Annotated in this window: 11 protein-coding genes and 1 tRNA gene; 8 read left to right on the forward strand and 4 right to left on the reverse strand. The window is 38.3% G+C overall.

Annotated features, from left to right (window positions below; translation table 11 throughout):
* The first annotated feature begins 320 nt into the window (after window positions 1-320).
* The 4 genes from I4641_RS22020 to I4641_RS22035 all read left to right on the forward strand — a co-directional run bounded on the left by I4641_RS22020 (window position 321) and on the right by I4641_RS22035 (window position 2,147).
* Window positions 321-596: a UPF0367 protein family gene (locus I4641_RS22020; protein WP_229642740.1), complete on the forward strand. Its 276-nt coding sequence runs from the start codon at window positions 321-323 to the stop codon at window positions 594-596.
* 8 nt (window positions 597-604) lie between these two features.
* Window positions 605-1,306 carry an energy-coupling factor ABC transporter ATP-binding protein gene (locus I4641_RS22025; RefSeq protein ID WP_229642741.1) on the forward strand — a complete coding sequence of 234 codons (702 nt, stop codon included), beginning with the start codon at window positions 605-607 and terminating at the stop codon, window positions 1,304-1,306.
* 98 nt (window positions 1,307-1,404) lie between these two features.
* Window positions 1,405-1,959 (forward strand): NYN domain-containing protein, encoded by a 555-nt coding sequence (locus tag I4641_RS22030; protein WP_229642742.1) that lies wholly within the window; start codon window positions 1,405-1,407, stop codon window positions 1,957-1,959.
* A gap of 115 nt (window positions 1,960-2,074) precedes the next feature.
* A tRNA-Glu gene (locus tag I4641_RS22035) sits at window positions 2,075-2,147 on the forward strand.
* Between the two features lie 27 nt (window positions 2,148-2,174).
* Here the strand turns inward: I4641_RS22035 and I4641_RS24345 are convergent.
* Window positions 2,175-4,280 (reverse strand): prolyl oligopeptidase family serine peptidase, encoded by a 2,106-nt coding sequence (locus I4641_RS24345; RefSeq protein ID WP_229642743.1) that lies wholly within the window; start codon window positions 4,278-4,280, stop codon window positions 2,175-2,177.
* A gap of 207 nt (window positions 4,281-4,487) precedes the next feature.
* Between I4641_RS24345 and I4641_RS22045 the strand changes: the two genes are divergently transcribed.
* From I4641_RS22045 to I4641_RS22060, 4 genes are all read left to right on the forward strand, one after another.
* Window positions 4,488-5,693: a DUF8838 domain-containing protein gene (locus I4641_RS22045; RefSeq protein WP_229642744.1), complete on the forward strand. Its 1,206-nt coding sequence runs from the start codon at window positions 4,488-4,490 to the stop codon at window positions 5,691-5,693.
* A 32-nt stretch (window positions 5,694-5,725) separates the two neighbouring features.
* A complete protein-coding gene (locus I4641_RS22050) occupies window positions 5,726-6,841 on the forward strand; it encodes an inorganic phosphate transporter (protein ID WP_229642745.1) in 1,116 nt (371 codons plus the stop codon).
* A gap of 595 nt (window positions 6,842-7,436) precedes the next feature.
* Window positions 7,437-7,898, forward strand: a complete 462-nt coding sequence (locus tag I4641_RS22055; protein WP_229642746.1) for a DNA-binding response regulator — start codon at window positions 7,437-7,439, stop codon at window positions 7,896-7,898.
* Window positions 7,899-7,965: 67 nt separating this feature from the next.
* Window positions 7,966-9,375 carry a TldD/PmbA family protein gene (locus tag I4641_RS22060; protein ID WP_229642747.1) on the forward strand — a complete coding sequence of 470 codons (1,410 nt, stop codon included), beginning with the start codon at window positions 7,966-7,968 and terminating at the stop codon, window positions 9,373-9,375.
* 296 nt (window positions 9,376-9,671) lie between these two features.
* Here I4641_RS22060 and I4641_RS22065 read toward each other — a convergent pair whose 3' ends face one another.
* From I4641_RS22065 to I4641_RS22075, 3 genes are all read right to left on the reverse strand, one after another.
* Window positions 9,672-9,965 (reverse strand): hypothetical protein, encoded by a 294-nt coding sequence (locus I4641_RS22065; protein WP_229642748.1) that lies wholly within the window; start codon window positions 9,963-9,965, stop codon window positions 9,672-9,674.
* 107 nt (window positions 9,966-10,072) lie between these two features.
* Window positions 10,073-10,357 carry a GIY-YIG nuclease family protein gene (locus tag I4641_RS22070; RefSeq protein WP_229642749.1) on the reverse strand — a complete coding sequence of 95 codons (285 nt, stop codon included), beginning with the start codon at window positions 10,355-10,357 and terminating at the stop codon, window positions 10,073-10,075.
* A gap of 26 nt (window positions 10,358-10,383) precedes the next feature.
* Window positions 10,384-11,301 carry a pentapeptide repeat-containing protein gene (locus tag I4641_RS22075; RefSeq protein WP_229642750.1) on the reverse strand — a complete coding sequence of 306 codons (918 nt, stop codon included), beginning with the start codon at window positions 11,299-11,301 and terminating at the stop codon, window positions 10,384-10,386.
* Between the last annotated feature and the right edge of the window lie 354 nt (window positions 11,302-11,655).

Raw genomic sequence — 11,655 nt, forward strand, 5'->3', positions numbered from 1 at the left:
ACTGCATCAAAGATGCCCTGTTGAGCAGGCGCGCGTCCTACTGCTATTGTCATATAAATAGATCTCCGAAGTAATATTGATAAGATCGTTGGGATTATTACGATTTAATCGGATTTGACACAAATATACATCAATCCAATTGTGAGAAAAATTAACTTTTCTTTACTTATATTACACATAATAAGAGAAAATAGCTTAACTTTCTAGGTCAAATACAAAGAAAAAATTAAGTTTAGCCTGAATAAAGGCTAAAGAAAGATGGGAATTTCTGTATAGATCGAAGATAATCTAAAAGTGCAATAACCTTTTATGAGAGTTTTATGTTTACTATCGATATAGTCTTGCAAGATATGCCCCTTCCCATATCTGTTCAGCGTAAAGAAGCCGAAGCAGCAGAAAGTCTTTACCAACAAATCCTCAACGCAATGCGTTCTGGTAGCTCCGACCTTGTCGAACTGACTTGTGATAAAGAAGAAGATAAGAAAGTAGCCGTCAAGGGGAATCTTATCTGTGCGGTCAGTCTGAATAAAAAGTCTGGTGGCATGGCAGAAGGACGAGTCCCTGGTTTCTTCGCTGCTACCACTGCTAACAAATAGAATGTAGAATGTCTCACTCCATCAATATAGGTCTAAAACCAGACAAAACACCCGTTATTAGAGTAAATGATGTAGGTTTTAGTTGGTCATCTGAAGCAATTGTATTAGATGGTTGTTCTTTGGAAGTCCCTCAAGGAGAGTTTTGGATGCTGTTGGGAAACAACGGCAGCGGAAAATCTACTCTCTTAAGACTCCTGGCAGGATTGCTCGTTCCTGATCGCGGATCTATCGTCATGCCATATAAGACTGGTTTTGTGTTTCAAAATCCCGATCGCCAGTTAGTCATGCCTACTGTTGGTGCGGATATTGCTTTTGGCTTGGTTAGCGAACATTTATCTCTAGTCCAGGTCAAGGAAAGAGTACGCTCCGCATTGGATGCAGTGAATCTATTAGATTTGGAAAGAAGACCAATTCATGCTTTGAGTGGAGGGCAAAAACAACGAATTGCGATCGCAGGAGCTATTGCTCGCAACTGCGAAGTAATTATGTTTGACGAACCTACTGCCCTATTAGACCCAGATAGTCAGTTAGAACTAGTAGCTCAAGTAAAAAATCTGGTTAAAAATTCTAACCTGACTGCTTTGTGGGTGACTCATCGTCTGGAAGAATTAGATTATTGTGATGGAGCTTTCTTGTTAGAAGGAGGGAAGGTTGTCGCCAAAGGAGATCCTCAAAGCCTTAAGCAAAGGCTATTAGCAACAGAAAAATAAACGGAAGAAGCTTATTTTTGTTTATTTAACTTTTTGTTAACAATTTTGCCTAAAATGGGGAGGACAGTATTTTCATCCTCTAAAAATAATAAATTGCAATGTCTCCTTCATCCTACCAGGCGATACTGCTCGTCGATGGTTATAATATCATCGGCGACTGGTCTGACCTGAAGAAAAGTCGCGATCGCCATGGGCTACAAGTCGCCCGTCGCGAACTAGTCGAATGTTTGATCAATTACAGTGCCTCTGTAGAATATCGGACTAAGGTAGTATTTGATGCTCACTATCAAGATACTCCTCGCAGCGTGGAAAAGCATACTTCAGGTTTGACCGTGCATTACACAGCTTTTGCCGAAACCGCTGACACCTACATAGAAAAATTTTGTGCCTTATTCTCTCGCAAAAAATATCAGCAGGAATCAACCAGACTAATTGTAGCTACCAGCGATCGCGCCCAGCAACTAACAGTAGTTGGCTATGGAGCAGAATGGCGATCGGCTCAGATGTTGGCAAGAGAGGTAGACCAAGCGGCACATCAAACCAAAAGTAGAACCAAGAAACAGACCAAGAAGAAACCTTCTGGTCGTTTTTTGTTTAATGCCCTAGATCCCTCAGCACAACAACGTCTAAGGCAGATGCAGCGAGGTATGTAATGAATTTAAGTCTGGTGCTGAAAAAGTTTTTTCCAAAAAGTGTTGACAGCAACAAAAATATTCGATATATTTAGAAACGTTGCCAGTTAAATAAAGCAACCCAAAAGAAGTCCAAGCCCCCATCGTCTAGTGGCCTAGGACACCTCCCTTTCACGGAGGCGACAGGGATTCAAATTCCCTTGGGGGTACTGAAAAAAGTAAGAGTCAGATTTAATCTATCTGGCTCTTACTTTTTTGCAATCTGCCCCTTTGGTTTGATCGAGATCTAAGTTAGCCACTAGAAAAGCCCATTTATCAGCAACTTCTTCGATGACTTTGGTAGTGGGCTTACCCGCACCATGTCCCGCTTTGGTTTCAATGCGAATTAAAACAGGTTTATCTCCTTGGTGAGCAGCCTGTAATGCAGCAGCAAACTTAAAACTATGGGCAGGAACAACGCGATCGTCAGTATCTGCGGTAGTTATCATGGTGGCAGGATATGCTGTCCCCTCTTGGAGATTGTGTAGGGGAGAATAGGCATATAGGGTCTTAAAATCTATTTCATTGTCAGGATCGCCATATTCTGAACACCATGCCCAACCAATTGTAAACTTATGGAAGCGCAGCATATCTAATACCCCCACAGCGGGGAGTGCAGCAGCAAAAAGCTCGGGACGTTGTACCATACAAGCACCCACTAATAAACCACCATTACTACCACCTGCGATCGCTAGTTTATCGGTACGGGTATATTTATTCTTGATCAGCCATTCCCCTGCTGCAATAAAGTCATCAAAGACATTTTGTTTTTTATCTTTCATTCCCCCTTGATGCCAAGCCTCACCATATTCTCCACCGCCTCGTAAATTGGCTACCGCATATATTCCTCCCATTTCTAGCCAGACAAGATTGCTAATCGAGAAATTAGGCGTCAGGGAAATGTTAAAGCCACCATAAGCATAAAGATAAGTGGGGTTGTTGCTATCGAGTTTAATTCCTTTTTTGTGGGTAATAAACATCGGTATTTTTGTTCCGTCTTTACTAGGATAAAATACCTGTCTAGTTTCGTAGTCGTTAGGATTAAAATCTACCTGAGGTTGACGAAATAGTTGGCTTTCCCCCGTTATCATATCGTAGCGATAAATTGTCGCAGGAGTAGTAAAACCTGTGAAAGTATAGAAAGTTTCGGTATCTTCTCTTTTGCCTCCAAAACCTCCCGCAGAGCCAATTCCTGGTAATTCTATTTCCCTGACAAAGCTACCATCTAAGTTGAATATCTTAATTTGCGATCGCGCGTCTTGAAGATAATTAGCCACAAACTGATTATTTAAAATTCCTACACCTTCTAAGGTTTCTGGTGCTTCAGGAATAATTTCTCGCCAATTGGCTTTTTCTGGCTTGTTTAAATCAATAGCAATTATTTTGCCCCTGGGCGCATTCAAATCTGTCTGTATCCAGAAGATATCTTGATCATTATCGATTACGTCATAACTAGCTTCAAACTCGCTGATTAATTCGATAACTTCGCTGTCTGGTTGTTCTAAATCTTGATAAAAAACTAGATTTTTACTATCCGTACCCAACCACACGCTAATAATTAGATATCTACCATCTTCAGTCACGCCACCGCTAAAACCCCATTCTTTACGATCTGGACGGTCGTAAATTAAGGTATCTTCAGATTGTATTGTACCTAAGGAATGATAATAGAGCTTTTGACAGTAATTAACATCCTCTAGCTTAGTTTGCTCGTTTGGTTCGTCATAACGACTGTAGAAAAATCCTTGGTTATCTTTTGTCCAAGATGCCCCAGAAAACTTAATCCACTTTAAGCAGTCTGCTCGATCTTCTTTTGTTTCAATATCTTTTACTCGATACTCTATCCAATCAGATCCTGCGGTAGACAAGCCATATGCCAACCAATTACCATCATCGCTAATTGATAAGCCCGATAGTGCCACAGTGCCATCTTCTGATAGAGTGTTGGGGTCTAAAAGTACTTTTGGCTCGTCTTCTAAAGAATTCAGGGTATATAAAACACTCTGATTTTGCAAGCCATCATTTTTAAAATAAAAATAGCGATCGCCACGCTGAAAAGGACTGCCATACTTTTCATAGTCCCATAACTGAGTCAAACGCTGTTGAATCTTTTTTTTGGCATCAATACTAGCCAAATAATTCCCTGTAACTTCATTTTGAGCTGCAATCCAAGCTTGTGTTGCTTCAGAATCTGGATTTTCTAACCAACGATAAGGATCTGCTACCGTTACTCCATGATAGTCATCCTTTTGTTCTGATTTATGAGCATGAGGATAGGTTAACTTGTTACTGGAAAATCCCACTGTAAATACTCCTAAAGACTCTAGTAATTAGAGTATCCTGTTTTCTCAGGAAAATTTCATGTCTGTGTATTTAGATAACTAGGGCGTGTCATCAATTAAAAAAATTAAATCATCAGAGAATAATTGACTTTTTAAGAGCAATTAAACCTATAATCTGGGTGATTAGCCTGTTATATAACCAAAATTAAGTAAAAGGATTAGTTATCTGTGACTGAGACTGCAACTAACCAACAGCCAACCTCATCCACTGCTGTAGATTATAATATTGAGTCGGCAGTATTAGAACGATATCAAGAAGGTGCAAGACAACAACAGCCTACTCTCTGCTGTCCGACAGAATATGATGGGAATTATCTACAAATCATTCCTGAAGAAATTGTGGCAAAAGATTATGGTTGTGGCGATCCCACCCGCTATGTCAACCAAGGCGAAACCGTAGTCGATTTGGGTTCGGGTGCGGGAAAAAATTGCTATATCCTAGCGCAAAAAGTCGGCGAGTCGGGCAAAATTATTGGTGTAGACTTTAACGACGAAATGCTTAACCTGGCCCGTAAATATCAGGGAGAGATGGCAGACAAACTGGGTTACGCTAATACGGAATTTGTCAAAGGGAAAATTCAAGATTTAAAATTACCTTTAGCTAAATTGCAGTCGTGGTTGCAAGAAAATCCCATAACTTCCGTTGATCGAATTGGCGAATACGAAGCGCAATGCGATCGCTTGCGTCAAAAAGAGCCATTAATTGCTAATGATAGTGTAGACGTGGTAATTTCTAACTGCGTCTTGAATTTGGTTCGTCCTGAAGATAAACAACAGCTGTTTGCTGAAATTTTCCGCGTCCTCCAACGAGGTGGCAGGGCAGTAATATCTGATATAGTTTGCGACGAAGATCCTACTCCCAAAATCCTCAACGATCCCGATCTATGGAGTGGTTGCATTGCAGGAGCGTTTAGAGAAGATAATTTCCTCAAGATGTTTGAGGATGCTGGTTTTTATGGCGTAGAAATCCTCAAGCGAGAATCAACTCCTTGGCAAGTTATCGATGGGGTAGAATTTCGTTCGATGACGGTACGGGCATATAAAGGCAAAGAAGGTGTGTGCTTAGAGAGAAAGCAATCAGTAGTCTATAAAGGCCCTTGGAAGCAAGTTATGGACGACGATGGTCATGTTTTTTGTCGCGGAGAAAGAATGGCTGTTTGCGATAAAACTTATAACATTATGACTAGCTGCTGTAGTCCTTACTCTGATGATGTTATTGCTATCGAACCTTATGAAAATATCTCTTTAGAAGAGGCACAAGAATTTAGTTGTAAAACTAAAGCTATTCGTCATGCGAGGGAAACCAAAGGTTCGGAATACAATCTAACAGAAACCAGCAGCGATGACTGTTGTTCTCCTGGAGAATGCTGTTAAGTAATAAGTAATCAATAAATAGGTGTGCTTTAATGTGGGTTTTTGCTGTTTTTGTAACGACAGTTTTTCTGGCGTATGCTAATGGTGCAAATGATAATTTTAAGGGGGTAGCCACTCTATTTGGCAGTCAAACTACTAACTATAAAGTTGCAATTTGGTGGGCAACTGCTACTACATTTGCTGGTTCTATTTGTTCGGTAATCTTAGCCAGTGCGCTACTCAAAAATTTCTCTGGGAAAGGTCTTGTGCCAGACGCGATCGCTGATACGAGTTCGTTTCACATAGCAGTAGCTTTGGGTGCAGCTTTAACGGTTATCTTGGCTACGGTAACTGGTTTTCCTATTTCTACGACTCATGGAATTACAGGGGCTTTAACTGGGGCTGGTTTAGCTGCGATCGGCATGGAATTGAATTTTGCAGCTTTGGGCAAATCGTTTTTTATTCCTTTATTAGCTAGTCCTTTAATTGCTATTGTCTTGGGGATTATTCTGTATAGCTTGCTGCATTATTTACGAATGGCTCTCAAAATAGAAAAGGCTTGGTGTATATGTGTTGGTAATCAACAAAAATTAATTCCCATTGCTATCTCCTCCGATAGTAATAATTTGGCAATGTCAACTACTCCCAATTTGGCAATAGATACTAAAGAAAATTGCAGTCAGCGTTATGTCGGAAACTTTTGGGGTATTGATAGTCATAAAATTGTCGATACCTGTCATTTTTTAAGTGCTGGTGCTGTTAGTTTTGCTAGGGGTTTAAACGATACTCCCAAGATAGTTGCTTTACTATTAACAGTGACAGCTTTTTCTATTCGAGGTGGAATGTTAGCTGTTGGTTTGGGCATGGCGATCGGTGGTTTATTAAATGCTCGCAAAGTAGCGATGACAGTGAGCAATAAGATTACTACCCTCAATCCAGGAAAAGGTTTAGCTGCCAACGTGGTAACAGGATTTTTAGTTATCTTTGCCAGTCGCATGGGCGTACCCGTATCTACAACTCATGTATCTGTAGGTTCGATTTTTGGCGTAGGAGTAATTTCTAAGACTGCCCATATTGGAATGTTTTCTAAGGTACTGAGTTCTTGGTTCTTGACTTTACCTATTGCTGCAACTCTTAGCAGTATTACTTATTTGTTATTGCCTAAATAAATTTGACACTATTGCATTAAACTACACACAAAAATCAGAAAACTCAAACAAATAGCATTCAATATAAACAACAGCAGGTATTGACTTAAATTAATAAACGAGAAGCCAAGGCTATAGGGGTTTGTCCGATCTAATTGATTGCGCCCTAGATAATTTTTATATTTTTTGAGATTGATCGAGGGAGAATAATTCGCTTTTACTGGTTCGTGTTGAATCATCGAAAGTTCTACCTGGTCGATTGTTAAATTTAGTCAAAATTATTTAATAATTTTCAAATCAAAAATCAGCAATTTAGTCTAGTTATTTGTTTTTTGACTAAGGTTTTTGCTGTTTTTTGAAATTACGCCTACTACCGTAACAAAGTGTAAAGAATATGCCCAGTTATTTAAGCGTTTTAAATAATTATTTAATATCTTATCGAGTATAAATACTTTATACAAACTTCAAATAAATCATAAAAATCTGACTGTTTTATCAATTTTTGATTAATCTACCGTAAAAACACTTGATAATTCAAAAAGGCGATGTAAGATTGTAAGTAATAATATTTAGATAAATATACGCACTTCGTGGCTATTTTTAGATTTTTAAAATTATGCTAGACAACATTTCTCCTTCCAAAGCATCGTTATATAGAGCCAAAAACATTTTAATTATTGAGCCTAACAAACACCAGGGAAGACAGTTAAGTCAACTAATTAAAGTCAATCGACCCCGTTTAAAAGTAATGCTATTAGAAAATTCAGAGCAGGTTTTTTCTTTAATGTACGGACAAATGAACATTAATATTTTGTTCTTTGATATTGAAGGAGAATCCAACACTGATAATTTAGCGTTGATTAAAGCTATTTCTCCTCAAACAAGCCTGATTCATTGGAGTGATTACCATCATCCTGAAGTAATTGAGCTTTTATATTCCCTTGGGGTTAACTCTTTTTGCACCAAAGAAAGCGATGCGGAAGTTATTTTGGAAGCGACAGATTTAGCAACTAATTATCCTCAATCTTTATTTTTAGATCGTAAGCTACATCAATGCCTGCCTTTATTGCAGAACTAAGTTTATTAAACAATCGAGAAAATAGTTATAGTTGCAATACCATACCTTAAAATAAGCAAGATTGTTAATGCCTGAGTTATTTGCCGAACACAAAAATCGCTTGACCGAATTGATTGAGGTTTATAGCGATCGCGTTGATTTTTTGACTATTCGTTTAGAACAAGCAGAAGAAACAAATATTTTTCTCCGCAGCAGCAAAATAGAAACCCTGAGTGAAAGTATTGCTTTGGGAGGACAGGTGCGGGCTTGTTATCGAGGTGGTTGGGGATTTGCCGCGTTTAACGATTTAGATACCCTAATCGATCGCATTGAGGAAGCGATCGCTGCTGCCAAAACTATCGGCGAATCAGAAACAATTTTGGCAGAGGTTGCACCCATACAAACAGTATGCCAAGTTCCTTTAAAGGGAAGCGATCCGCGAACCATATCCTTGACTGATAAAAAAGCATTATGCGATCGCTACGATCGCCTGCTGAGAGAATATCATGACTGTCTAACAGCTACCACCGTAAGCTATAGCGATAGTTCTCAAAAAATTATCATTGCTAACTCTGAAGGTAGTGCGATCGAGCAGTCGTGGACGGATCTGGAGATGCGATTTTCTGCCACTGCAAGAAAAGGGGATTTAATTCAAACAGGGAGAGAAACCACAGGATCTCGGCAAGGTTACGAAGATTTGACCGATTTAGATTCCCAGGTCATAGGTGCAGCACAAAGAGCAGTAGATGCCTTAACTCTGCCCAAAATTAAGGGGGATACTTATACCGTCGTTATCGACCCAATTCTAACAGGACTATTCGTTCACGAAGCCTTCGGACATCTTTCCGAAGCAGATATGGCTTATGAAAATCCAGACTTACTGGAAGTAATGAGTATGGGCAAACGTTTTGGCTCCGATGAATTGCAAATCTTTGATGGTGCAGCACCCCTAGAAGCAGAAGATCAATATATTCATCGCGGTAGCTATTTTTATGATGATGAAGGTACTCCTGCTACCACTACACAATTAATCAAAGATGGGGTTTTGGTTGGCAGATTGCACTCCCGCGAAACCGCAGGAAAACTAGGAGAGAAGCCTACAGGAAATGCTCGCTGTTTGAACTATCAATATTCACCTATAGTACGCATGACCAATACTTGGATTGCTAGAGGAAAAACTCCTGTCAAAGAACTATTTGAAGACATTGGGGAGGGTGTATATGCCCGTAATTGGCTGGGAGGAATGACTAATGGAGAAATGTTTACCTTTAGTGCTGGGGAAGCTTGGATGATTCGTCATGGCAAACTAGCAGAACCTGTTAAGGATGTTACCCTATCGGGAAATGTTTTTAAAACCTTGGCTAATATCGAAGCGATCGGCGATGATTTTTATTGGGACGAATCGGGGGGTTGTGGCAAGGGAGGACAATCTGGTTTGGCGGTTGGTTGTGGTGGACCTAGTTTACGCATCAAAGATGTCACCATTGGTGGTAGTTGAATTGAAACAAGCTCAATTTATGGCACTTTTTTGGTATTAAGAGTTACAATATTATCTGAATTAAGAAAAAACCCAGTCGGAAAAACTGGGCTTTGGAGCAAGACTAGAAAACTGATTAGTTATGAAGCGAGCTTTTAGCTAATACAATTAGAAAATAATTTAAACTCAATAATTTTATTGGTGACAAGATTTATCTTCTAATAAATTAAATTATAATACAACAGTATATTTACGAGGATTTGCAAAATAGTCCTTTTTTTTCTGCTTGTTTTCACGGAGAAAGGGATAATTTTAGTTTAATGGGAAGATCGAGCAAATAATTCCTGCAAACCTACAAAACCCACAAAAAATGTATAGATGCCGTAGATAATAGGATTGCGATCGCGAGAACTAGCATTAAAAGCAGCAATCAAGCCTTCCATACCATGAGCGATTAAAGCGATCGTACCAAACCATAAAGCAAAGTTTAGTTTTTCTGGTAGTATTGCGTTGTGTAGATGTAAATAAATATTCCATACTTCTAATCCTAAAGCAGATGTAATTAAGGTGACAGAAGTAATTTTGATTAGGTGAAATATTTTGGAAGTCATTTGTTGTTTAATGATAATGTTTGGTGATTTTATTGATAAATAAAACCTCAAACTATACGATACTATCGATTGGCAACAAGCTGAAAAACTCTCGATCAATCCTGGTTTCAAACCAGACCAATCACACGCAAGTTAGGTAATGATGTCATTCCTTTGACCAAACTTTCTTTTGTTCCTTTTGGTAGTTGCTTGATTCGATATTCGATACGGCTAGCTTCGGACTTTGTACCAATTTCCTCGCTGAAAACCAATTTCAAAGGATGTCTGTGTCTGGTATATTTAGCAGCTTGAGAGTTACCAGATTGATGAGTGGCAAAACGTTTGGCGACATTATTGGAAATGCCTGTATAGAGAGAATTGTCACCGCAGCGAATAATATAGACAGACCACATTTAACAGTAGTTTATGATTAATATGATTAATAATCTATTTTTATCCAACCTGCTTGTTTTGGATCGAACGACTCATCAAACATAGTTTCACTATCGTAAAAAACTTTATAAGTATATTCTACTGGTAATTTAGCATATCTTAGATCTGCTTTGGCAAAATTAGTATTGAACAAATACGCTCGATCTAAGTCTGCTTTTTGTAGATTAGCTTGAGTGAAATTAGCATCTTTTAGATGAGCTTCCCCTAGGTTAGCTTGACATAAATTAGCTCGTTCAAAATTTACTTCAGTTAAAATTGCCTTAATGAAATTGACCAAGGCTAAATTGGTTTGTTTCAAACTAGAATTGCTCAGGTTGCAACTACTAAGATTTGCTTCCCTCAGATTAGACCCATCCAGTTTAATTCCTTTGAGACTGACACCCATTAAAGGAGCTTTACTTAATTCTGTACGACGAAAATCAGTTTCTCCTTTGTTATATCTGGTGAGAATTTCGTAGGGTTTAGCAAAAGAGAAAACATTGGAATGATATATTTCAAATATATTAGCTAAGAAAAAATCGACAGTCAACTGTTTGATATATCCTCTTTCGACCACTAAGCGATGAAATCTTGTAGGCTTTTCTTGCTGTTTTTGCTCTCGTAGCGCCATGGCAATTTGTTGCTCGTCTAATAATCCTGAATGGCGAAAGTAATAAACAAGAGGTTTTTTCTGTTTTTGCCTCAGTAACTGCGCCCATTTTTCGACAAAAAAATCAGCAGTTTTTTGCTTAATCCACTTGTGAGAAGCTAAAATTTCGCCAATTCTACGACTATCATTTTGCTGTTGTTGCAAAGCTATTTCTAATTGAGTAGCAGAAATCAATCCTGCTTCGATTAAGATTTCTCCTAAAGGTCTATGATTCTTGGAAATTATCAGTTCATTTTGTTCTAATGAATTTTCCATTACTTAGTTGGTAATCTAGTTGTGGGTTGTGGGAGAAATAATTAAATATCAAGATATTGAAAATCTTATATATTGTAACAATTAATATTCTAACAATTTAGATTTATAAGTCCATAAGAATTTATAACTATAAAATGTTGCTTTATTATCTTGATTTGATCAACTAAAGATAAATCAAGCTGTGTTATGGTAAATGCAAAAAAAGACTTGAATTATTTTTAAAAATCTATATTTCCTTAATTAATCGCATTTTTAATAGCTCCAAAAAATATGACTGGCAGCAAAATAACTCGAAGCGATAAGTAAGTGGGTGTAATTAAATATAAGATAAAAAAGCTGAGAAATGGATCAAAA

The organism is Waterburya agarophytonicola KI4 (genome assembly GCF_020640915.1).
Classification (GTDB): domain Bacteria; phylum Cyanobacteriota; class Cyanobacteriia; order Cyanobacteriales; family Xenococcaceae; genus Waterburya; species Waterburya agarophytonicola.

Bases quoted from the DNA above. Each gene is read 5' to 3' on its own strand.
- I4641_RS22020 (WP_229642740.1), top strand. From the start codon at position 321: ATGTTTACTATCGATATAGTCTTGCAAGATATGCCCCTTCCCATATCT.
- I4641_RS22025 (WP_229642741.1), top strand. From the start codon at position 605: ATGTCTCACTCCATCAATATAGGTCTAAAACCAGACAAAACACCCGTT.
- I4641_RS22030 (WP_229642742.1), top strand. From the start codon at position 1,405: ATGTCTCCTTCATCCTACCAGGCGATACTGCTCGTCGATGGTTATAAT.
- I4641_RS22050 (WP_229642745.1), top strand. From the start codon at position 5,726: ATGTGGGTTTTTGCTGTTTTTGTAACGACAGTTTTTCTGGCGTATGCT.
- I4641_RS22055 (WP_229642746.1), top strand. From the start codon at position 7,437: ATGCTAGACAACATTTCTCCTTCCAAAGCATCGTTATATAGAGCCAAA.
- I4641_RS22060 (WP_229642747.1), top strand. From the start codon at position 7,966: ATGCCTGAGTTATTTGCCGAACACAAAAATCGCTTGACCGAATTGATT.
- I4641_RS22065 (WP_229642748.1), bottom strand. From the start codon at position 9,965: ATGACTTCCAAAATATTTCACCTAATCAAAATTACTTCTGTCACCTTA.
- I4641_RS22070 (WP_229642749.1), bottom strand. From the start codon at position 10,357: ATGTGGTCTGTCTATATTATTCGCTGCGGTGACAATTCTCTCTATACA.
- I4641_RS22075 (WP_229642750.1), bottom strand. From the start codon at position 11,301: ATGGAAAATTCATTAGAACAAAATGAACTGATAATTTCCAAGAATCAT.